23 protein-coding genes are annotated in these 21,013 nt (G+C 74.7%); 4 read left to right on the plus strand and 19 right to left on the minus strand.

Going from position 1 to position 21,013, the window contains the following annotated elements; all coding sequences use genetic code 11:
- The first annotated feature begins 114 nt into the window (after nucleotides 1–114).
- Both QSJ97_RS20935 and QSJ97_RS20940 read left to right on the plus strand, forming a co-directional pair.
- The gene (locus QSJ97_RS20935; protein WP_285674196.1) at nucleotides 115–1,485 is read left to right on the plus strand and encodes a glutamate--cysteine ligase; all 1,371 of its coding nucleotides are present in this window, start codon (nucleotides 115–117) and stop codon (nucleotides 1,483–1,485) included.
- 159 nt (nucleotides 1,486–1,644) lie between these two features.
- On the plus strand, nucleotides 1,645–2,226 hold the full coding sequence (locus tag QSJ97_RS20940) for a VPLPA-CTERM sorting domain-containing protein (protein WP_285674197.1): 582 nt from the start codon (nucleotides 1,645–1,647) through the stop codon (nucleotides 2,224–2,226).
- Between the two features lie 47 nt (nucleotides 2,227–2,273).
- On the opposite strand, the gene QSJ97_RS20945 is transcribed toward QSJ97_RS20940, so the two are convergent.
- The 14 genes from QSJ97_RS20945 to QSJ97_RS21010 are packed head-to-tail and all read right to left on the minus strand — an operon-like array spanning nucleotide 2,274 to nucleotide 14,118.
- Nucleotides 2,274–3,638 (minus strand): AMP-binding protein, encoded by a 1,365-nt coding sequence (locus tag QSJ97_RS20945; RefSeq protein WP_285674199.1) that lies wholly within the window; start codon nucleotides 3,636–3,638, stop codon nucleotides 2,274–2,276.
- A gap of 3 nt (nucleotides 3,639–3,641) precedes the next feature.
- The gene (locus tag QSJ97_RS20950) at nucleotides 3,642–4,283 is read right to left on the minus strand and encodes a hypothetical protein (RefSeq protein WP_285674200.1); all 642 of its coding nucleotides are present in this window, start codon (nucleotides 4,281–4,283) and stop codon (nucleotides 3,642–3,644) included.
- A complete protein-coding gene (locus tag QSJ97_RS20955; protein ID WP_285674202.1) occupies nucleotides 4,280–4,567 on the minus strand; it encodes a phosphopantetheine-binding protein in 288 nt (95 codons plus the stop codon). The genes QSJ97_RS20950 and QSJ97_RS20955 overlap by 4 nt, the downstream gene beginning before the upstream one ends.
- Complete coding sequence (locus QSJ97_RS20960) at nucleotides 4,560–5,846, minus strand: NAD(P)/FAD-dependent oxidoreductase (protein ID WP_285674204.1); 1,287 nt, start codon at nucleotides 5,844–5,846, stop codon at nucleotides 4,560–4,562. Before QSJ97_RS20960 ends, QSJ97_RS20955 begins: the two co-directional genes overlap by 8 nt.
- Complete coding sequence (gene fabG, locus QSJ97_RS20965) at nucleotides 5,843–6,559, minus strand: 3-oxoacyl-ACP reductase FabG (RefSeq protein ID WP_285674205.1); 717 nt, start codon at nucleotides 6,557–6,559, stop codon at nucleotides 5,843–5,845. The genes QSJ97_RS20960 and fabG overlap by 4 nt, the downstream gene beginning before the upstream one ends.
- A complete protein-coding gene (locus QSJ97_RS20970) occupies nucleotides 6,556–6,984 on the minus strand; it encodes an ApeP family dehydratase (RefSeq protein WP_285674206.1) in 429 nt (142 codons plus the stop codon). Before QSJ97_RS20970 ends, fabG begins: the two co-directional genes overlap by 4 nt.
- Complete coding sequence (locus QSJ97_RS20975) at nucleotides 6,981–7,775, minus strand: beta-ketoacyl synthase chain length factor (protein WP_285674207.1); 795 nt, start codon at nucleotides 7,773–7,775, stop codon at nucleotides 6,981–6,983. The genes QSJ97_RS20970 and QSJ97_RS20975 overlap by 4 nt, the downstream gene beginning before the upstream one ends.
- 11 nt (nucleotides 7,776–7,786) lie before the next feature.
- Nucleotides 7,787–8,983 carry a beta-ketoacyl-ACP synthase gene (locus QSJ97_RS20980; protein WP_285674211.1) on the minus strand — a complete coding sequence of 399 codons (1,197 nt, stop codon included), beginning with the start codon at nucleotides 8,981–8,983 and terminating at the stop codon, nucleotides 7,787–7,789.
- Nucleotides 8,980–11,199: an MMPL family transporter gene (locus QSJ97_RS20985; RefSeq protein WP_285674212.1), complete on the minus strand. Its 2,220-nt coding sequence runs from the start codon at nucleotides 11,197–11,199 to the stop codon at nucleotides 8,980–8,982. Before QSJ97_RS20985 ends, QSJ97_RS20980 begins: the two co-directional genes overlap by 4 nt.
- Nucleotides 11,196–11,687: a LolA-related protein gene (locus tag QSJ97_RS20990; protein ID WP_285674214.1), complete on the minus strand. Its 492-nt coding sequence runs from the start codon at nucleotides 11,685–11,687 to the stop codon at nucleotides 11,196–11,198. The genes QSJ97_RS20985 and QSJ97_RS20990 overlap by 4 nt, the downstream gene beginning before the upstream one ends.
- 19 nt (nucleotides 11,688–11,706) lie before the next feature.
- The gene (locus tag QSJ97_RS20995; protein ID WP_285674216.1) at nucleotides 11,707–12,618 is read right to left on the minus strand and encodes a hypothetical protein; all 912 of its coding nucleotides are present in this window, start codon (nucleotides 12,616–12,618) and stop codon (nucleotides 11,707–11,709) included.
- Nucleotides 12,611–12,931 (minus strand): ApeI family dehydratase, encoded by a 321-nt coding sequence (locus tag QSJ97_RS21000; protein WP_285674217.1) that lies wholly within the window; start codon nucleotides 12,929–12,931, stop codon nucleotides 12,611–12,613. The genes QSJ97_RS20995 and QSJ97_RS21000 overlap by 8 nt, the downstream gene beginning before the upstream one ends.
- Nucleotides 12,932–12,934: 3 nt before the next feature.
- Complete coding sequence (locus QSJ97_RS21005) at nucleotides 12,935–13,351, minus strand: hypothetical protein (protein WP_285674218.1); 417 nt, start codon at nucleotides 13,349–13,351, stop codon at nucleotides 12,935–12,937.
- Nucleotides 13,352–13,386: 35 nt separating this feature from the next.
- Nucleotides 13,387–14,118 (minus strand): glycosyltransferase family 2 protein, encoded by a 732-nt coding sequence (locus QSJ97_RS21010; protein ID WP_285674222.1) that lies wholly within the window; start codon nucleotides 14,116–14,118, stop codon nucleotides 13,387–13,389.
- A gap of 134 nt (nucleotides 14,119–14,252) precedes the next feature.
- Between QSJ97_RS21010 and QSJ97_RS21015 the strand changes: the two genes are divergently transcribed.
- Nucleotides 14,253–15,032, plus strand: a complete 780-nt coding sequence (locus tag QSJ97_RS21015; protein ID WP_285674224.1) for a lysophospholipid acyltransferase family protein — start codon at nucleotides 14,253–14,255, stop codon at nucleotides 15,030–15,032.
- Here QSJ97_RS21015 and QSJ97_RS21020 read toward each other — a convergent pair.
- Complete coding sequence (locus QSJ97_RS21020) at nucleotides 14,965–15,648, minus strand: MlaC/ttg2D family ABC transporter substrate-binding protein (RefSeq protein WP_285674226.1); 684 nt, start codon at nucleotides 15,646–15,648, stop codon at nucleotides 14,965–14,967. The two genes, QSJ97_RS21015 and QSJ97_RS21020, sit on opposite strands and share 68 nt — an antisense overlap.
- Before the next feature lie 179 nt (nucleotides 15,649–15,827).
- Between QSJ97_RS21020 and QSJ97_RS21025 the strand changes: the two genes are divergently transcribed.
- On the plus strand, nucleotides 15,828–16,829 hold the full coding sequence (locus tag QSJ97_RS21025) for a zinc-binding dehydrogenase (RefSeq protein ID WP_285674227.1): 1,002 nt from the start codon (nucleotides 15,828–15,830) through the stop codon (nucleotides 16,827–16,829).
- 4 nt (nucleotides 16,830–16,833) lie between these two features.
- On the opposite strand, the gene argE is transcribed toward QSJ97_RS21025, so the two are convergent.
- The 4 genes from argE to QSJ97_RS21045 are packed head-to-tail and all read right to left on the minus strand — an operon-like array spanning nucleotide 16,834 to nucleotide 21,006.
- Nucleotides 16,834–17,991: an acetylornithine deacetylase gene (gene argE, locus QSJ97_RS21030; RefSeq protein WP_285674229.1), complete on the minus strand. Its 1,158-nt coding sequence runs from the start codon at nucleotides 17,989–17,991 to the stop codon at nucleotides 16,834–16,836.
- Nucleotides 17,992–18,002: 11 nt separating this feature from the next.
- Nucleotides 18,003–18,953, minus strand: coding sequence for a DUF6963 family protein (locus tag QSJ97_RS21035; protein WP_285674231.1), 951 nt, complete (start codon nucleotides 18,951–18,953; stop codon nucleotides 18,003–18,005).
- Complete coding sequence (locus QSJ97_RS21040; protein WP_285674234.1) at nucleotides 18,950–19,951, minus strand: ABC transporter ATP-binding protein; 1,002 nt, start codon at nucleotides 19,949–19,951, stop codon at nucleotides 18,950–18,952. The genes QSJ97_RS21035 and QSJ97_RS21040 overlap by 4 nt, the downstream gene beginning before the upstream one ends.
- Nucleotides 19,948–21,006 (minus strand): ABC transporter ATP-binding protein, encoded by a 1,059-nt coding sequence (locus tag QSJ97_RS21045; RefSeq protein WP_285674236.1) that lies wholly within the window; start codon nucleotides 21,004–21,006, stop codon nucleotides 19,948–19,950. Before QSJ97_RS21045 ends, QSJ97_RS21040 begins: the two co-directional genes overlap by 4 nt.
- Nucleotides 21,007–21,013 lie beyond the last annotated feature (7 nt).

Below are 21,013 nucleotides of genomic sequence, written 5' to 3' on the forward strand. Positions count from 1 at the left end.
CCCGTGGGAGGCCGCGGCCCGCGGTCAAGGCTTGTGCCGTCCGCCCGATTGGCCTATCCGCCCAGAACCTGAATGCAGGCCCCTGAATGCAGGCACTGGTGGAGGAGCGCCCCCATGTCCATCCCGCAGAGCGGCGGCGGCACGATCGAGCGCCGCGAGGATCTCGCCGGCTATCTCGAGGCCGGCTGCAAGCCCAAGGATCACTGGCGCATCGGCACCGAGCACGAGAAGTTCGGCTACGATCTCGCGACCCGCAAGCCGCTGCCCTACGAGGGCGCCTGCTCGGTGCGGGCGATGCTCGAGGGGCTGCGCGACGGCTTCGGCTGGGCGCCCGTCGAGGAGGCCGGCAACATCATCGGCCTGGTCAAGGACGGCGCCAATGTCTCGCTCGAGCCGGGCGGCCAGCTCGAGCTCTCCGGCGCGCCGCTGGAGACCATCCACCAGACCTGCGACGAGGTGAACAGCCATCTCGCCGAGGTGCGCCAGGTCGCCGACCGCATCGGCGCCGGCTTCATCGGCCTCGGCGCCGCGCCGGACTGGACGGCGGCCGAGATGGACATGATGCCGAAGGGCCGCTACCGGCTGATGACCGACTACATGGGCCGCGTCGGCACCCATGGCACCCACATGATGTACCGCACCTGCACCGTGCAGGTGAATCTCGACTTCGCCTCCGAGGCCGACATGGTGCGCAAGCTGCGCGTCGCGCTGGCGCTGCAGCCGGTGGCCACCGCGCTGTTCGCCAATTCGCCGTTCTGGGAAGGCAGGCCGAACGGGCTGCTCTCCTACCGCTCGCGGGTCTGGCGCGACCTCGATGCCGACCGCACCGGGATGCTGCCCTTCGTCTTCGAGGAGGGGTTCGGCTTCGAGGCCTGGGTCGATTACGCGCTCGATGTGCCGATGTATTTCGTCTATCGCGACGGGAAGTACATCGACGCGCTCGGCCAGAGCTTCCGGGATTTCCTGAAGGGCGCGCTGCCGGCGCTGCCCGGCGAGGTGCCGACCCTGTCGGACTGGGCCGACCACCTGACCACGATCTTCCCCGAGGCGCGGATCAAGAAGTTCATCGAGATGCGCGGCGCCGATGGCGGGCCGTGGCGGCGGCTCTGCGCGCTGCCGGCGCTCTGGGTCGGGCTGCTCTACGACGCGGGCGCGCTCGATGCCGCCTGGGATGTCTGCAAGGGCTGGACCGCCGAGGAGCGCGAGGCGCTGCGCGTCGGCGCCTCCGAGCGCGGGCTGAAGGCCGAGATCCGCGGCCGCAGCCTGCAGGACATCGCGCAGGAGGTGCTCGGCATCGCCGAGGCCGGGCTCAGGGCGCGCGCCCGCCCCGGCGCCGACGGGCTGATCCCGGACGAGACGCATTTCCTCAACGCGCTGCAGGAGATCGCCGCCACCGGCACGACCCCGGCGGAGGAGCTGCTGGCGCATTACCACGGCGACTGGGGCGGCGACCTCTCCCGCCTCTACGCCGAATACAGCTACTGAGCCCGCCCCGCCCCGGGCCTCCCCGGGGCCGGGCCTGCCCCGGCGCGCGCCGCCGGGGCCGGACAAAACGACGTTCACGGCAACACGGGCGTTGTGTGCCGCCACTTCCGAGGCTAGGCTCACGTCAGGTGAGGTTCTTGCTTCGAGGGGTGGCGTGGAATGGCAATCGGAAACAGTGTAATTGGGCGGATCGCCGCGGCCGCCGTGCTGGCGGCGGGGCTCGGCACCGCGGCGCCGGCGGCGAGCCTTGTCGGCGCCACCGTGAGCTGCGCCGGCTCGGGGTCGTTCAACTGCTCGCCGGCCAGCGTGGTGATCGCCCCGGCCCCCTATGCGCCCTCGCCGGAGTTCATCTTTACCGACAGCCCGACGCTCTACGAGCTCGAGATCGACTTCATGGGCGGCTGGGTCGACATCACCTTTACCCCGATCCTGTCGGGCCTGCTGTCGACGACCTTCAGCTCCGTTTCGCCGGCCACCCTCACGCTCTCCGGGCTGTCCGATCCGTCGATGCCCGGCACCCCGTTTCGGCTCTACGGGCCGACCATCTCCGGGATCCTCGGGATGACGGCGGATGATTTCCTGTTCTCGGGCGACACGCTGACCATCGATTTCGCCGGCACCACCTGGGGCCCGACGAGCCGGGTCAGCTTCGACGTGGCGGTGCCGCTGCCGGCCGGGCTGCTGCTGCTCGGCAGCGCGCTCGCCGGGCTCGGCTTCGCGGCCCGGCGCCGGGCCGCCTGAGGGACGCCTGAGGGACGCCTCCGGGCGCCGCCGCGGCCGGCTGCCGGTCAGCCCCGCGGCGCGCCCATCAGCGCCTCGAGCAGCGCGCCCTGCGCCTCGGCCGGGATCTTGCCGGTGCCGCCGCGCGGCAGCGCCTCGGCAAAGCGGATCCGCTGCGGCAGGAACACCGGGTCGAGATGGGCGCGGAACTGCCGGCGGATCGCGGCGCCGAGGCCGGCCTCGTCCTGCCCCGCCTGCGGCACCGCGACGACGCCGATCCAGTCGCCCTCGTCGCGGCGCTGGCGCAGCACCACGCCGTCGGCCAGGCCCGGGGTCTCGGCCAGCACCGCCTCGAGGGTGCCGAGGCTGGTGCGCTTGCCGGCCACCGTCACCATGTCGCCGAGCCGCCCGAGCAGGCGGAAGCGGCCGTCCGGCGCCAGCTCCACCGCATCGCCGAGCAGCACCGACGCGTCGAGATGCGGCGCCGCGGCGCGGCAGCCCTCGGGCAGCTGCTCCAGCGTGAAGCCGGCGATCGGCTGCCAGAGCGGGTCGGCGGCGGTGCGGCGGATCGCCAGCGAGCCGGTCTCGGTGCTGCCATAGATCTCGAACACCCGGGTGCCGGCCGCCTCGATGCGCTCGGCCAGCGCCAGCGGCAGCGGCGCGGTGGCCGAGATGATGCTGCGGATCTCCGGCAGCGCGGCGAGCGCCGGCTCGAGGAACCTGAGATGCGCCGGGCTGGTGACCAGCACGCAGGCGCCGAGCCCGGCGGCCCGCGCATCGGCGACCGCGGCCTCGAGATCGGCGGGATAGAAGATCGTGCCCCGGTGCAGCGCCCGGCCGAAGGCGAGGCCGCTGAACACCGCCGCCTCCAGCCCGTACATGTGCTGGTGCGGCGTGCTGCCGAGGATCGCGAAGGGCTGCGCGCCGGCGCCCGCGGCGCCGTGTCCGGCCGCCGCCAGCACCGCCTCGGTGACCAGCGCGCCGCCGGCCAGGGTGGCCCAGCGCTTGCGGTGGCGCACCGGCAGCCCGGTGGAGCCGGAGGTGAAGACATGGATCTCGCCCGGCGCGGTCTCCAGTGCGCGGCGGAGCGCCCGGCCGGCGCCCGGCTCGGCGGCCAGCCCGTCCGGCAGCGCCCCGATCCGCCGGGCGCTGCCCTCGGGCGCCGCCTCGCCGCCGAGCACCAGGGTCTCGCCGGGCCCGTCGAGCGCCGCCTCGACGGCGCGCGGCGCGGTCGAGGCCGGCAGCACCACGGCCTGCCCGTTGAGCAGCGCCGCGGCGAGGCCGACCATGTAGACATAGCGGTCGCGCATCAGGTTGCAGACCCGCTCCGGCCCGGCGATCCGGGCTCGCGCCGCGGCGACATCGGCGGCGAAGCCGTCCCAGCGGCGCAGGCCGGCGGCGGAGAAGCAGAGGATGTCGCCGGGCCCGGCCATGGCTCAGATCTCCAGCCGCGCCCAGATCCCCGGGCGGGCCATGATGGTGAGGGTGTCGCGCCAGGTCTCCGGGCGCCGGTAGCGCCGGTTGGCATAGCGGTGGGTGCTGACGAACCAGACCGCCTGCGCCACGACGAGGCCGGTGGTGGCGGCGCCGGCGGCCTCGCGCCAGGCCGGCGCGACCACGGCGATGGCGGCGGCCAGCGCGGTGACGGCGGCGAGCCCGGCCCAGACCCAGCACTGCCGCCGCAGGAAGCGCTGGAACGCCGGCGTGCCGCGGTCGCCCAGCCCCATCTGGCGGACCACCTGCAGCAGGATCGGCGTGCGCCCCGGCAGCACCCCGCGCAGGAAGGCATAGGCCACCGCGAGATGGATCAGCAGCACCCCGAGAAACGGCGCATAGCGCAGCCCCGGCCAGAGCGCCTGCGCCGCCAGCGCGCCCGCCGCCAGCCCCGCCGCCGCGCCCAGCGCCGCGCGCCGCGGCAGCCCGGCCCCCGGCCCGGCGCGCCAGAGCCCGAGCGCCAGCACCAGGATGAACACCGTGTCGAGCGCCCGCGGCGTGATCGCCCCGAGCCCGGCCAGCAGCATCGCGGCGGCGACCAGCCCGACCATCGCCGGGGTCTCGTAGCGGCCGCGGCGCGTCACTTCGTCCGGTTCTCCGCGATATGGCGGGCGAGGGCGTTCAGCGAGGCGAAGATCTCGCCGTTGCGGTCGTCGTCGGAGCGCAGCTTGAAGCCGTAGGTCTGGTTGATCGCGAAGGCGAGCTCCAGCGCGTCGATCGAATCGAGCCCCAGCCCGTCGCCGAACAGCGGCGCATCGGGGTCGATGTCCTCCGGCGCGATGTCCTCGATCACCAGCGCCTCGATGATCAGCGCCGCCACTTCCTGGCGCAGCTCCGGGCTCGCCATATCGCCCGCTTCGTCACGCATGGGCCTTCACCTTGGATGCCTTGTTACGCTCGACGCTGCGCCGGATGACCTTGAACAGCCAGATCCGCGAGCGCAGGCGCCAGTCCTTGCGGAAATCCCCGGCGAGCAGCGAGATCACCGCCTGCTCGATGCCGAGGAAGTTCCGCGGGTTCATGAACATCTCCCGGAACACCGGTTCGTTGATCCGGTAGACGAACCAGGAGGCGTAGTCGAGGCGCGCCCGCATGTTGCGGTCGTAGCGCGCCATGATCCGCGCCCGCTCGGCCGGCCGGGCGCGGGCGGCGACCACCGCCTCCGTCGCCTCGACCGCGCCGAGCAGCGCCAGATGGATGCCGGTGGAGAAGATCGGGTCGAGGAAGCCGTAGGCGTCGCCGACCTTGATGTGGCCCGGCCCGTGCGCCGCCGCGGCGCGGTAGGAGAAGTTCCCCGTCGCGCCCATCGGCACCGCCGATTCGGCGTTCCCGACGATGCGGGCGATCTCCGGGTGCCGGGCGCAATGGCCGCGGAAGAAGCTCTCGATGTCGCCCTTGCGGGTCAGCATGTAGTCCTTCGGCGCCACCAGCCCCATCGAGGTCATGCCCTCCGGCAGCGGGATCTGCCAGACCCAGCCGGGATCGGTGAGATGCACCCGGATGTTGCCCCCGGCCGGCCCCTCGGCCCGCGGCACGCCGCGGAAATGCGCGAAGATCGCGGCGGAGGTGTTGCGCGGGTCCGGCGTCTTCTCGGCGCGCAGCCGCGCGGTGACGGTGGAGCGCCCGGAGGCGTCGACCAGGATCCCGGCCTCGACCAGCCGGGTGCCGTCCGGCCCGCGCAGCGAGATCACCGCGCGCTCGCTGTCGCAGGAGACCACCTCGGCCAGCGTCTCCTCGCGCGTGGTCACGCCGACCGCGCGGGCGCGCTCGAAGAGGATCCGGTCGAACTCGGCGCGGCGCACCTGGAAGGCATGGTCCGGCCCGTCGAGCAGCTGGTTGGCGAAGTCGAACACCACGGTCTTGGTGCCGCATTCGCTGACGAACTCGGCGCCGGGCTTGTAGACGCCGATGCCGCGCACCGCCTCCAGCACCCCGAGCCGCTCGAGGATCGGCAGGCTGTGCGGCAGCAGCGACTCGCCGACATGGAAGCGCGGGTGCCGGTCCTTCTCGACCAGCACCACATCGAGCCCCGCCTCGGCCAGCAGGATCGCCGTGGCCGCGCCGCCCGGGCCGCCGCCCAGCACCAGCGCGTCGCAGGTGTCGACCGCCTGCCCGTCTTCGGGTCCGTTCTCTGCATGCGCGTTCAACTGCTGCCACCATCGAGACAAATCACCTGTCCGGAACAATAACCCGCGGAAGGCGAGATTAGGAAGCGCACCAGTGCCGCGACCTCTTCCGGCGTGCCGGCGCGGCCGGCCGGGGACAGCCGGCGCAGCTCGTCGAAATTCGCCAGCGCGCGGGTCTCGGGCGTGTCGATCAGCCCCGGCGCGACGGCGTTGGCGGTGATCCCGCGGCTGCCGTATTCGCGGGCCAGCGACTTGATCGCGGCGTGCAGCCCGGCCTTGGCCGCGGCATAGTTCGCCTGCCCGCGGTTGCCCATCACCGCGGCCAGCGAGGAGATCGCCACGATCCGCCCCCAGCGCCGGCGCATCATCGGCAGGATGATCGGGCGCAGCGCCGCGAAGAAGCTGCAGAGGTTGAGCTCGATGATCTCCGACCAGTCCTCCCGCTCCATCGCCGCGAAGGGCATGTCGCGCTGGCCGCCGACGGCATGGACGAAGATCTCGATCGGGGTGACCGCGGCGAGCTCGGCGAGCCGGTCGGTCGCCGCATCGGCGGTGAGGTCGAGCGAGACCGCCTGCGCCTCGCCGCCGGCGGCGCGGATCCGCGCGGCGGCGGCCTGCGCCCCGGCGAGGTTGCGATGGGCCTGCAGGATCACGGCATGGCCCTCCTGTGCCAGCGCCTCGGCGATGGCGGCGCCGATCGGGCTCGAGGCCCCGGTGACGAGCGCGGTCTTCATTCCAGCCCCCGGATGCTGAGGAGCGCCTCGCCGGCCAGCACGGCCGGCCCGCCCCCGGGGGGCTCCAGCGTGAAACGATAGCGCGCGCCGATTCCGTCGACGGCGATGCGCCGGGCCTCGGCGCGCAGCGGGGCGGCAATCGCGTCGGCCTCGGGCACGCCGATCGCCAGGTCGCGCAGCGCCAGCAGCATGCCGATATGCGCGCCGCCGATGCCGTGCAGCGAGGCATGGGCGGCGGCGGCCTGGGCGCCGATCTCGGCCAGCGCCGCGGTCATCAGCCGGCCGCGCCGGCGCAGCGGGTGATCCGGCGCGCGGTGGTCGGTGGCCTCGGCGAGGATGCGCTCGGGATCGGCCTCGAGCACCCGCGCGATCAGCAGCATCGGCCCGCGATGCGGCATCCGGGACAGCGCCGCGTCCAGCGTCATGCCGCCTCCAGGCCGAGCGCCAGCACCTGCGTGCCCTGCAGGCCGAGCGCCGCCACCCCGCTGCGCTCCGCGGCCAGCAGCTCGAGCAGCGGCAGCAGCGCCGCGGCCGGGTTGCCGCTGGCGGCCAGCGCGCGGCCGATCTCGGTGCCGGGCGGCGTGGGCGGATGCGTCGCCGCCGGGGCGAGGCGCGCGCTGAGCCGCAGGCCCGGCGCCTCCGGTCCCTCCGGCACCAGCGCCAGCGCCACCGCCAGCGGCAGGCCGAAGGGGCGCTTCTCGTGCAGCGGCGGCGGCATCGGCGCGTCATAGACCACCAGCCCCACCGGCAGCCGTTCGAGCCGCAGCTGCATCAGCGCCTTCAGCAGCGCCGCCCCGGCGGTGTCGTCATGCGCGGCGAGGCTGGTCGAGGGCCCGCGCAGCCCGGCGGCGATCGACCATTGCCCGGCGGCGGCGTTGTGCACCGCGTTCTGGAACCTGAGCGGCTGGATCGCCGGCGCCTCGGCCCGGAGCGCCTCGAGGATCACGTTCAGCGTCTCGCCCTCGCCGACCGAGGAGGCGAACACCCAGGCCGCCTCGGCCGGCAGCGCCGGGCCGATCTGCTCCGCCGCCATCAGCGCCAGCCGGATCGTCGGGCTGAGCCGCCGCGCGGCGCGCGAGGGCAGGCAGGCCGGCTGCGGCTGCCAGCCCGGCTCCGGGGCCCAGGGCGCGCCGGCGATCGCGGCGGACAGCGCCGGCCAGTCGGCCAGCCCCGGGCCGGCGAGGCCGACGCCCCCGATCCGCGCCGACAGCTTCATGCGCCCCCCGCTCACCGCGCCAGCACCAGCGCGCAGTTGTTGCCGCCGAAGCCGAAGGCGTTGCTCAGGAGATGGCTCAGCGGCGCCTCGCGGCTCTCGGCCAGCACGGCGCAGGCGATCTCCGGGTCCGGCGTGGCCAGCCCGGCATTGCCCGGCAGCAGCCCGGCCTCCATCGCGATCAGCGCCATCACCGCCTCCACCGCCCCGGCGGCGCCGAGGGTGTGGCCGACCAGCCCCTTCAGCGAGGAGACCGGCACCTGCGCCCCGAAGAGCCGCGCCACCGCGGCGCATTCGGCGCTGTCGTTCGCCGGGGTCGCGGTGCCGTGGAGATTGACATAGCCGACCGCCGCCGGCGCGATCCCGGCGCGTTGCAGCGCCGCCGCCATCGCCGCATGGGCGCCGGCGCCGTCCTCCGGCGGGGTCGACATGCTGGTGCCGTCGGTGCTCTCGCCGAAGCCGGCGAGCCGCGGGCCGCTGCCCTCGCGCTCCACCAGCAGGAAGGCCGCGCCCTCGCCGATCGAGAGCCCGTCGCGCGCCGCGTCGCAGGGCCGGCAGGGCGCGCGCGAGACCAGCTCGAGCGCGTCGAAGCCGGCGAGCGAGGTGCGGCAGAGGCTGTCGACCCCGCCGCAGAGCACCGCATCCGCCAGCCCGGCCTCGATCAGCTGCACCGCGTCGACCAGCGCCTTGGCCGAGGAGGAGCAGGCGGTGGAGATCGTGTAGGCCGGCCCGTCGAGCCCGCAGAGCCGCTGCAGGAAGGCCGCCACCGCCTGGTGGTCGTTGTGGTGGCGCAGCGAGTAGCCGGCCGCCAGCGGCGCGCCGTCCGCCCGCGCGCGATAGGCCCGCTCCAGGGTCTCGACGCCGGAGGTCGAGGTGCCGATCACCACCGCGCAGCGCGCCGCGCCCCAGCGGCTGCGGGCGGCGGCGATGCGGCCCGTGATGCCGTCGGCCTCCAGCGCGGCGAGCGCCAGCCGGGTGGCGCGGTTGTCCCAGGCCGCGAGATCGCCGGGGAAGGGGTCCGCCTCGATGCCGGCGACCCGGCCGATATGGCAGGCGATCGGCAGCCCGCCCCAGTCGCAGGGCGCGAGCCCGCTGCGGCCGCTGCGCATCGCCGCCAGATGCGGCGCCGCGCCGCGGCCGAGGCAGGTGGCGATCGCGGTCGCGGTGATCGGCGGCACCGCGGCGGCGGCGGTCTCGGGCGAAGGGGTCATGGCGCCGGTCTCGCGTCTCGGCATGGCGGAATTGTTGCATGCATGAGTAACATTGCTCCGACCCCGATGGAAACCGCCAGGCCGATCTCCGAGAGAAGCGCCACCGGCGACAGCGCCATCACCGCGAAGGCGATCAGCGTGGTGCTGGCGCAGAGCCCGGTCGAGCGCCGCGCCGCGCTGTCCTCGGCAACGTCGCGGGCGAGCCCGAGGAACAGGCCATAGTCGATCCCGATGCCGACCACCAGTGTCAGCGCGACGATCTGGAAGATCCCCGGCGGGCCGGAGACCAGCCAGAGCAGCGCCGCCGCCAGCCCCAGCGCCGCGCCGGTGCCGCGCGCCAGCCGCAGCGCCGGGCGCCAGCGGCCGAGGCCGAGCGCCAGCACCCCGAACGCCGCCGCGGCGCCGACCGCGAACCAGGTCAGCACGGCGCCGCGGATGCGCTCCAGCATCGCGGCGATCCCGGCCGCGCCGTCGACCAGCCGGGTGCCCGCGATGCCGGCCTGGGCGATCGCGGCGCGGAGCCGCTCCGGCGCCACCGGGCCGCTCAGGCGGATGCGCTCCCGCGCGCCGCCGGGGCCGGTCTCGAGCCCGGCGGCGAGCGGCGCCAGCGCCGGCAGCGCCGCGAGATCCGCCGGGGTCACCGGCGGCGCCTGCAGCGCCTCGGCATAGGCCGCCGCGATCGCCCCGGCGAAGCCCTCCGCCATGCCGGCCGCGGAGAGCGCCGCGCCGGCCGCCGCGGCCAGCGCATCGGGCTCCGGCAGCGCGGCCAGCGCCGCCGCCTGCGCGCCGAGCGCCGGCAGATGCCGCGCCAGCGCCGAGTCGCCGCCGAGATCGCCCGATGCCCGCGCCGCCTCGAGCACCGGCAGGAGCGCCGCGCCGCGCGCCAGCACCGTCTCGGCATCCGGCCCGGCAACCGCGATGTGGTAGCGCGCCGAGGGCAGCGGCAGCATGTCGCGGAACGCCGCGAGCGTCGCCGCGGTCTCCGGCGGCAGCTCGAACAGCCGCTCGCGCCCGGCGCCGGGCTGCACCAGCACCGCGAGGCCGAGCCCGATCAGCGCCAGCTCGAGCCCGGCGCGCCCCGGCAGCCGCAGCCGCGGCGGCAGCGGCAGCTGCGGCGCGCGCGGCGCGGCAGGCGGCGCCAGCAGCCCGGCGGCCAGCGCCGAGACGGTGAGCCCGGTGGCGACGAACACCCCGGTCTGCGCCAGCGCCTCGATCTCCGAGCCGGTCAGCGCCAGGAAGGCCACGGCGGTGGTCACCGCGCCGAGCCGCACCAGACGCCGCGCCCGCGCCGCCGCGCCGCCGGGGTGCTGCGCGAGATGCAGCGGATAGTCCATGGCGAGCCCGGTGAGCGCGCCGCCGAAGCCGAGGGCGATCACGTGCACCGCGCCGAACAGCGCCGCCACCGCCAGCACCGCGCTCGCCACCCCGATCGCCAGCGGCAGGAACACCGCCGCCACGCCGCGCGCCGAGCGCAGGGTCCAGACCAGCCAGCCGAGCAGCAGCGCCAGCGCGATCGCCACCGCGGTCGCCGAGGCGCGCTGCACGTGGCGGCTGACCTCGGCGGTGACGATGCGCGGGCCGGTGAGCCGGGCATCGAGCCCGCGCGCCGCAGCCATGTCCCGGATCCTGTCGGCGAGCGCCTGCATGGCCGCGACATCGAAGGGCGCCGGCGCCAGCTCGAGGAACACCAGCGCCGCCCGGTCGTCGCGCGACTGCCAGACGCCGCGATGGCTGGGCAGCCCCGGGCCGGCGGCCGCGAGCCGGGCGACGAGGCGGGCGAAGCTGCCGGTCGGGTCGCGCAGCAGCCGGTCGCCCAGCACCGCGCCCTGCGCGCCGGTGAGCGCGGCGCGGGCCTCCGCGAGCCGCGCCGCGAGCGCCGCGGGGGCGAGGTCCTCCGGCGCCGGCGGCGCGAGGCGGAAGCGGTGGCGCCAGAGCCAGTCGAGCAGCGGCCGGTCCGGGGTGATGCCGGTGCGGGCGGCGGCGATGCGCGGATCGGCGGCGAGCGCGGCGGCGATGCCGCGGGCGGCCTCGGCGCGGGCGTCGCGGTCGGGGCCGATGAGCGCGAGGGTCACCTGCCGGCCCTCGGGGCGCTCCAGCAGCGCCGCCGCCGGGCCGTCGCCGCCGAGGGCGCTGCCGGCATCGGTGCGCAGGCCGATCTGGGTGAGCCCCGCCGCCAGCGCCGCGAGCACGGCAAGCCCCGCGAGCCAGCGGGTCATGGGGCGCCGAAGCGGATGCGCCGGCGGGTGCCGCCGGGCTCGGCGATCTCGAGCCCGGTCAGCCGGTCGCCGCAGCCGTACAGCGTCAGCCCCGGCCCGCCGCCGGCGAAGCCGAGCGCGAGGCGCCAGCCCTCCGGCGCCGCGGCAAGCTCGGCGCTGCTGCGGGCGATCGCCGCCTCCGGCGCGCCGGCCAGCAGCGCGCGCATGGCATCGAGCATCGGGGCCATCTCGTCGGGGATCGGGAGCAGCTCCGTGCCGGTCTCGCCGGGGCGCATCACGGTGATGTAGCCGGCGCCGATCCGCGAGGTCTCCTCGCGCGGCGCGGTCTGCTCGCGGATCAGCGCGCCGTCCGGCGCCCGGCGAAACCGGCCGCGGGCGATCTCCGGCGCGGCGAGGGCGGGGTGGCTGATCTCCTCGGTATAGGGCAGCGGGGTCTCCGGCCCGGCGCCGGAGCGCGCGGCGAGGGCCGCGCCGACGCCGGCCGGCATCGGCGCGCTGCAGGCCGGCTCACTCGCCCCAGACATCGAAGAAATTGAACCAGTTGTAAGGATGGCGGCGGCACAGATCCTCGAGATGGCCGAGATAGGCCGCGGCCAGCCGCGCGGCCTCGGCGCGGCGCTCCGCCCGCGGCACCGGGCGGCCGTCATGCAGCAGGTGGAACTCGATCGCATAGCTGTCCCTCCCGACCCGCGGCGCGGCGCAGAGGATGAGTGGCACGCCGGCGGCCATCGCGGCAAGATAGGGCGAGAGCGGCACCCGGACATGCCCGCCGAGAAAGCCGATGCGCGCCTGCGAGCGGCTCTCGCGCCCCGGCAGCCGGTCGCCGAGAAAGGCGACGAACTCGGCCCGCTCCAGCGCCTCGGCCGCCGCCAGCATGGCCTGCGGCCCCTGCCCGAGCGGGATCACCCGCGCCGCCACCTCGGGGTTGAGCGCGCCGTAGACCCGTGTCGAGGCCGCGGCGGCGCCGTCATACATCATGTAGCGCACGGTGAGCCCGGGCAGCATCCGGTCATAGGCGCGCAGCGCCTCGAAGCTGCCGAAATGCGCGCCGAGCAGCACCCCGCCGCGGCCCGCCGCCAGCGCCTCGTGCACCGCCTGCGCGCCGGTGGCGGCGAGCGTGAAGCCCGCGCCGCCGCCGGTCAGCAGCCGCGCCCGGTCGCGCAGCATCAGCCCGAAGAGGAAGGCGTGGCGGTGCAGGTCGGCGAACCGTGCCGGCCGGCCGAGAATGCGCGAGAGATAGCGGCGCGAGGCGGCGTTTTCCGGCCGCCCGGGCCAGGCGGCGAAGCCCGCCGCCAGCAGCCAGATCACCGCGCGGGAGAGCGGCTCGGGCGTGTTCAGCGTGATCCAGCCCATGACGCGGAAGCCCGCGCCGGTGCCGCTCTCGCCCTGCCGGACCCAGCCCGCGGCCTCCTCAGCCATCCGCGGGCGCGAGCGTGACGCTGCCCTCGGCCAGCAGGGTGTCGCCGCGCAGCCAGCGCAGCGCGAGCCCGCCGCGCCCCGGCACGGCGCGGATCTCGAAGGGCTCGCCGGGGCCGAGCGCGGCGACGAACTTCACCCGCCGCACGCCGCGCACCTCGTGGCCGAGCTCGGCCAGCCAGGCCAGCGCCTCGCCCAGCAGCACCGCCGCCGGCACCACCGGGCGGCCGGGGAAATGCCCGTCGAGACAGGCCGCCTCGGCCGGGATCCCCTGCGGCAGGGACAGCACCCGGCCGGCCTGCGGCGCGGCGGCCACGCCTCAGCTCGCCCGGAGGAGCTGCACCTCGGCGCGGATGTCGTTCTCGAGGTTCTGGATCCAGGCGTTGTAGTTGGAATGGATCGTGCCCTGGCCGGGGTTGTAGTCGAGCCCGCTCGAGGCCTTGTGGATGATCGAGAAGCTCTCGGTGTCGAAATAGATGTCGACCACCGCGTTGTGCTTGCCGCGCACGGTGAGCGAGCCCTCGAGATGGCCCTGCCCGATGCGGCGGAACACCCAGTTGCGCTTGGTGCCGGCGCGGATGATGGCGTTCTCGTAGTCGCGGTAGGACAGCCGCTGGTAGGAGGTCGCCGCGCCATAGGGCGCGCCCTTGATGTCGAGCAGCGGGGCGGAGCGGCATCCCGCGAGCGCAAGGGCGAGCGTCATGGCCGCGACCGCGGCGAAACGGGTAAAGGTCATCGGGCGTACCCCCAGATTTCACGAATGCGTCAGGCTTAGCGCAGCAGTCCGAGCGCAATCAATAGCCCGCGCGGGCGGAAGCCCCGGCTGACGATGAAACGCGTGATCGCCAGGGTGATCGCCACGAAGTCGGCCACCGGGCGGAAATGGCTGGCCCGCCGCAGGTGGCCGCCATAGCGCGCCCGGACCGGCACCGTGACGAAGCGGGTGCCGATATCGGCGGCGTGCAGCAGCAGCGCGGTCTCGAACACGAAGCCGCGGCAGTAGGAACGCGGGATCCTGAGCGCCCGCCACATCGCCGCGGGATAGAGCCGCATCCCGCATTGCGCATCGGTGATCCGCCGGGCGCAGCCCCAGCCGATGAAGAAGTTGCTGAGCCGGATCGAGCGCCCCCGCCCCTTCGGCACGTTGGCCATGTCGGCCGAGCGGTCGCCCAGCACCAGCGCGCCGGGGGCCTCGGCGGCGCGGGCGCGGAAGGCGGGGATGTCGGCCGGGTCGTGCTGGTCGTCGCCGTCGAGGGTGATCACCGCCCCGGCGCCCTCGGCGACCGCGAGATCGAGCCCCTCGACCAGGCAGGGGCCCTTGCCGCGGTTCTCGGCGTGGCGAATCACCCGCGCGCCGCTGCCCTCGAGCGCCTCCGCGGTGCCGTCGGTGGAGCCGTCGTCGATCACGATCACCGCATCGACATGGGGCAGCGTGGCGGCGACGATCGCGCGGATCGTCTGCACCTCGTTATAGGCCGGGATCAGCGCCACGCAGCGGGTCATGCACGAGTCCTTGCGGAAAACTTTCGGAAAACTTGCGGGAAAAGGGCCCGTCCGGGCGGGCAGGCCAAAAAAGGGCTTGCGCCGGGGGATGTCAATTCATAGCCGGCAGGGGGGCGGGACCACCGGGAGGGGCAATGGCAGGGACAGAGAGCAAGGCGGCGGTGGCACTGGCCTGGATCCGGACCCGGATCTTCGATCTCGCGGTGATCGTGATGAGCCTCTGCCAGGGGCTGGCGATCGTGACCTATTTCCAGATCCGCCGGCGGCCCGAGGAGGTGCGCTTCCTGCTGCGCAGCTGGTCCTGGGGCTTCCTCTGGATGGCGCGCTGGCTGCTCGGCGTGCGCTGGCACCTGGAGGGCCACGACCGGGTGCCGGACGAGCCGGTCTTCTACATCTCCAACCACCAGTCGGCCTGGGAATCCATCGCGCTCAGCGTCTTCGCGCCGAAGGCCAACATCATCACCAAGCGCAGCCTGATGAAGATCCCGGTCTTCGGCTGGGGGCTGCGGCATGCGCCGATGATCCCGGTGGACCGCGACCAGCCCGGGCAGAACATCCGCCGCATCCTGCGCGAGGGGCAGAAAACGGTCGCCGGGGGGCGCAGCCTGCTGATCTTTCCCGAGGGCACCCGCCTCGCCCCCGGCACCCGCGCGCCCTTCGCCCGCGGGCTGGGGCTGCTCTATGCCCGGCTCGGCGTGCCGGTGGTGCCGGTGGTGCACAATGCCGGGCTGGTGTGGCGCAAGGGCTTCGCCGCCAAGCGCCCGGGGCTGGTGACCATGCGCTTCCTGCCGGCGATCCCGCCGGGGCGCGACCCCGAGGTGTTCGCCCGCGAGATCGAGGCGCTGCTCAACACCGAAAAGGATCGTCTGCCCGGCATAGCTCCGGCGCGGCCTGACGATCCGCCGCCGCGCTGAGATCGGCGATCAGCCGCTCGACATCGCCGCCGCGGCTGGCGAACATGTCCTGCAGGATCTCGCGCTGGGTGATCGCGAGGGAGATCCCCGCCACCGTCATGTCGACGATCACCGGCCGGCCGGGCCGGTCGCTGACCAGGAAGCCCATCTCCACCGCCGGCGCGCCCGGCGGGGTGATCGCGACGCGGACGTAGAGCCCCTTGGCCCCGGCATCGGTGACGCCGGAGACCGCGACATGGCGGTGCAGGTCCTCGGCCCGGACGTCGTAGCCCGCGAACTGCCGGCCATAGGTGGCCGAGACGCTGGCCGCGAAGGCATCGGTGAAGCGCGCGCGCTGGCCCTCGTCCATCCCCGCCCAGTGGGGCCCGGCGGCATAGCGCGCCAGCGCCGGCACCGAGGAGCGCGTCTCGATGATCCGGCGCAACTCCGGCACCGCCCGCTCCGGCCCGGCGCCGGAGGCGAGCAGCGCGATGATGTCGGCGATGGCGCCCTCGACGAGGCTGCGCGCCGCCCCCGGATCGAGCGCGCGGGCCGGCGCCGCGGCGAGCACCAGGGCGGCCAGCGCGGCCAGCAGGGCCCGGCGAAGGGCGGTCGTCCGGCGTGTCAGGGTTCCCATGCGCGGCACCTCCTTGGGCCCTCAGGCTATCCGACAGCGCGGGCCGGGGATCAAGCCCGGCGGCGTTCGTGGCGCGATTGTATCCGGTTTCCGAACACTGAAGCTCTGAATCGACGAATTCAACGGAATTCCGGAGGGGTTATCTAGGGGGCGATCCAGAACGCAACGGGAGCCTTCCGATGAAAGCCATGATCCTCAACGCCTATGGCGAGACCGCCGCCTTCGAGCCGGCCGAGCTGCCCCGCCCCGCGGTGAAGCCGGGCCATGTGGTGCTGCGCGTCGCCGCGACCAGCGTGAACACGGTCGACACGATGATCCGCCAGCTCGGCCGCGAGAACCTGCCGCTGGCGCCGGAGCTGCCCGCCGTGCTCGGCATGGATTTCGCCGGCACCGTCGAGGAGGTCGGCGCGGGCGTCACCGGCTTCGCGCCGGGCGACGAGGTCTATGGCTGCGCCGGCGGGCTGGTCGGCCTGCAGGGCGCGCTGGCGGAATACATGCTCGCCGATGCGCGGCTGATCGCGCGGAAGCCGGCGGCGCTCTCGATGCGCGCGGCGGCGGCGCTGCCGCTGGTCGGCATCACCGCCTATGAGGGGCTGCTGCGCGCCGGGATCGGCGCCGGGCAGGGTGCCGGGCGGATGATCCTCGTGCATGGCGGCGCCGGCGGGGTCGGCCATCTCGCGGTGCAGCTCGCGCGGCATTTCGGCGCCGAGGTCTTCGCCACCGGCACCGGCGGCAAGCAGCTCGGCGCGATCGAGGGCTATTGCGCCACCGCGATCGACTTCCGCGCCGAGACGGTCGAGGACTATGTCGCCCGGCACACCGGCGGCGCCGGCTTCGACGTGGTCTTCGACACCGTCGGCGGCGCCAACCTCACCAACTCCTTCGCCGCCGCGGCGCTCAATGCCCATGTCGCCACCACGGTCTCGCTGGTCGAGCTCGACCTGAGCCCGGCGCATTTCAAGGGCCTGTCGCTGCATGTGGTGTTCATGCTGATCCCGATGCTGCACGACCACGGGCGCGAGGCGCATGGCGCGATCCTGGCGCGGCTGGCCGAGATCGTCGATGCCGGCGCGCTCGTCCCGATGCTCGACGAGGCGCGCTTCACCCTCGCCGAGGTCGGCGCCGCGCATGACCGGCTGACCGGCGGGCAGGCCATCGGCAAGGTGGTGGTCGAGGTCTGAGCCCTCAGCCGAGCCGATCGACGATGCGGTCGAGCATGGCATCGCAGGCGGCAAGCTCGGCAAGTTCGATGAACTCGTCGGGCTTGTGGCCCTGCGCCATGTCGCCCGGCCCGCAGACGATCACCGGCAGGCCGAGCGCCGCCGCGAACACCCCGCCATCGGTGCCGTAGTTCACCTTGGTGGTCGGGCCGATGCCGCCGACCGCGCCGATGAAGGCCTCCGCCGCGCTGCCCGGCGCGAGGTCGAAGCCCGGATAGCGGTTGATCTCACGGATGCCGATCGCGGCGGCCGGGTGGCGCGCGCGCAGCCCGGCGACCAGATCCGCCGCCTCGGCCCGGACCCGGGCGAGCAGGCCGTCCACGTCGTCCTCCGCGAGGTGGCGGATCTCGAATTCGAGCTCGGCCCGCGCCGGCACCATGTTGAGCGCGGTGCCGCCCGCGAGCCAGCCGACATGGATCGTCGCATGCGGGATCGCATAGGCCGGGTTGCGCGCGCCGGTCTCGGCGATCTCCGCCTGCATCCGGCGCAGCACGCCGACGAAATCGGCCGCGAGGTGCAGCGCGTTGAGATGGCGCGGCGCCTCGGCGGAGTGCCCCGGCTCTCCGCGCACCGTGGCGCGGCAGGAGAGCTTGCCCTTGTGCCCGGTGGCGATGCGCATGCCCGTCGGCTCGCCGACGAGGCAGAGCTCGGGCCGGCCGATGCTGTCCTCGAGCGCGCCGATCATCTCGGAGATGCCGACGCAGCCGCTCTCCTCGTCATAGGAGAAGGCGAGCTTCAGCGGGCGCTTCAGCCGCCGCCCCGCGGCCCGCGCCATGGCGCGGATCGCGCAGGCCGCGAAGCCCTTCATGTCGGTCGCGCCGCGGCCGAAGATCCGGCCCTCGCGCTGGATCCCGGCGAAGGGGTCGAGGCTCCAGTCCTGCCCGGCCGCCGGCACCACGTCGAGATGCGCCGAGAGCAGCACCCCGCCCGGCCCCTCCGGCCCGGTGGCGGCGAAGAGCCCGGCCCGCGTGCCGGTGGCGTCCGGCATCCGGTGGCAGCGCACGCCGAGGGGGGCGAGCAGGCCGATGACATGGTCGGTGATCGCGGCATAGTCCGGCGCGGTGTGCACCGATGGGAAGGCGATCAGCCGCTGCAGCAGGGCGGCGGAGCTGGAACAGGGCAAGGCGGCTCCTTTCAGGGCGTTTCGGGGGCGGCATAGGGGATCGCGAAGCGCGCCTGCCCGCTCAGGCGCAGGATGCGCCCACCCTCCACCAGCACGTTGGGTTCCTCCATCGTGGTGCCGAGCAAGGTGCCGTCATGCACCACCTCCGCCCCCAGCATCACCGCCGCGCAGGCGAGCCGCCCGGTGAGCAGCAGCGGCGCGGTCACCTCGACCCGCAGCGCGCGGCCCCCGGCATCCACCACCACGCGGTTGGCCGGGCCGAGCGCCAGCGGCGTGCCGGCCTCGACCACGGCATGGCCGGCGGCGGCGGGCGGCGGCGCCAGCACCGCCATGGCGATCTCGGCGACCAGCGGGGCGAGGCTGGCGGCGGGGCGGATCGCGTTGTGCAGCACCTCCACCGCCGCATCGCCGCGGCGCAGGCCGGCGGTGCCGAGATCGGGCCGGCCGGCGACGAGGCGGCTGTTGCCCGCCGCCACCCCGCCGGCGCGGTCGAGCGCGATCATCCCGGCATCGATCTCCGGATTGGCGCCGAGCACCGCCGCCAGCGCCTCGCCGGCCGCGAGCCCGGCCGCCATCCCGGCCAGCACCGCCTCGTTCACCGCGCGGCCGTCGGCGCCGGGGGTGTTCGGCAGCCGGTGCCCGGTGACGAGGCCGGCGGCCGGGTCGGCGGCGAGGAACCGGCTGAGCGGCGCCGGCCGGTCCGGCCCGCTCGACATCACCGCGGCGACGGGCGCGGCGGCGATCTCCGGCGGCGGCGGGGTGCCGGTGCGCTCGCCCTCGGTGAACAGCGTCGCGGTGCCGCCGCGCTGGGTCTCGGCGCGGTGCAGCCGGCCGGCGGCATCGATCGCGGCGAACACCGCGAAGCCGCCGATGGCGCCCTGCCCGACGCGCTCCGCCGCTTGCAGCGCGCGGAACACCGCGAGCCCGGCATTCTGCCCGGCGGCGCCGATCCCGATGGTCATGCCGCCGCCTCCGGCGCGCGCAGATGGCAGGCCACGGCATGGCCCCCTGCGCCCTCGACCAGCGGCGGCACGGCGCTGGCGCAGATCTCCGCGGCGAGCGGGCAGCGGGTGCGGAAGGGGCAGCCGGAGGGCGGGTCGATCGGGCTCGGCACATCGCCCTTCAGCACGATCCGCGGCCGGCTGCGGCGCGCCGGATCGGGCACCGGCACGGCCGAGATCAGCGCCTCGGTATAGGGATGGCGCGGGCCGGCGAACAGCGTCTCGCGCGGCGCGGTCTCGACGATCCGCCCGAGATACATCACCGCGACGCGGTGGCTGACATGCTCGACCACGCTCATGTCGTGCGAGATGAACAGCAGCGCCAGCCCCATCTCCTGCTGCAGCCGCACCAGCAGGTTGATCACCGAGGCCTGGATCGAGACGTCGAGCGCCGAGACCGGCTCGTCGGCCACGATCAGCTCGGGGCCGACCACCAGCGCCCGGGCGATCGACAGGCGCTGGCGCTGGCCGCCGGAGAACTCGTGCGGGTAGCGCGCCATCTGGTCGGGCCGCAGGCCGACCTTGCGGAAGGTCTCCGCCACCATCCGCCACTTCGCCGCGCCCGAGGCGAGGCCGTGGATCGTCAGCGGCTCGGCGACGATCTCGCCGGCAGTCATGCGCGGGTTGAGCGAGGCGAAGGGGTCCTGGAAGATCGTCTGCACCCGGCGCCGCACCGGCTTCATCGCGGCGCGGCCGAGGGCGGCGATGTCCTGCCCGTCGACCAGGATGCGCCCGCTGGTCGGCTCGTGCAGCTTCATGATCGCCTTGCCGACGGTGGACTTGCCGCAGCCGCTCTCGCCGACGAGGCCGAGGGTCTCGCCGGGGCGGATCGCGAGGGAGACCCGGTTGACCGCGTGCAGCAGCCGGCCGCCGCCGAGCAGGCCCCGCTGCACCGGGAACGACTTGACCAGATCCTCGAGCTCAAGGATCGGCTGCGGCTCGGTGCCCGGCGCGCTCATGCCCCGGCCTCCGCCGCATCGGCATGCCAGCAGGCGACGCGGTGCCCCGGCGCCGGCTCCTCGAGCGGCGGCGGCTCGGCCCGGCAGCGCTCGGTGGCCAGCGCGCAGCGGTCGGAGAAGCGGCAGCCGGCGGGCAGCGCGGTGAGCGCCGGCACCACGCCGGGGATCTCGCTGAGCGCGCCGCTGCCGACCGCGCCGGCCTGGCCCAGCACCGGCAGCGCCCCGAGCAGCCCGCGGGTATAGGGATGGCGCGGCCGCGCGAAGAGATCGCGCACGCCGGCCTCCTCGATCTTGCGGCCGCAATACATCACCACCACGCGGTCGGCGGTCTCGGCCACCACGCCCATGTCGTGGGTGATCAGGATGATCGAGGTGCCGGTGCTGTCGCGCATCTCGCGCATCAGGTCGAGGATCTGCGCCTGGATGGTGACGTCGAGCGCCGTGGTCGGCTCGTCGGCGATCAGCACCCTGGGGTGGCAGGACATCGCGATGGCGATCATGATCCGCTGCAGCATGCCGCCGGAGAACTGGTGCGGATAGGCCCCGAGGCGGCTCTCCGGCGCCGGGATGCTGACCCGGCGCATCATCTCGATGGCCCGCGCGCGCGCCTCGGCCGGGCCGAGGCCGAGATGGTGCATGATGCCCTCGGTCATCTGCCGGCCGATCGAGAGCACCGGGTTGAGCGAGGTCATCGGCTCCTGGAAGATCATCGAGATGCCGTCGCCGCGCAGCCGCTGCATCTCGCGCTCGCCCAGCCGGGTCAGGTCCTGCCCGCCGAACATCACCCGGCCGCCGGCGATGCGCCCCGGCGGATCGGGGATCAGCCCCATGATCGAGAGCGAGGTGACGCTCTTGCCCGAGCCGCTCTCGCCGACGATGGCGAGGATCTCGCCGCGGCGGAGCTCGAAGGAGAGCCCGTCCACCGCGCGGGCGATGCCGGCGGCGGTGCGGAACTCGGTCGAGAGCCCCTCGACGGAGAGCACCGGGCCGGCGGTCTCCGCGGCTTCCGCGGCTTCCGGGGCGGGGGCGCCCGCGATGGGGGTGTCTGAGATCATGCCGGGC

Origin of the sequence: Paralimibaculum aggregatum, assembly GCF_030270585.1 — a bacterium.
Lineage (GTDB): Bacteria > Pseudomonadota > Alphaproteobacteria > Rhodobacterales > Rhodobacteraceae > Thermohalobaculum > Thermohalobaculum aggregatum.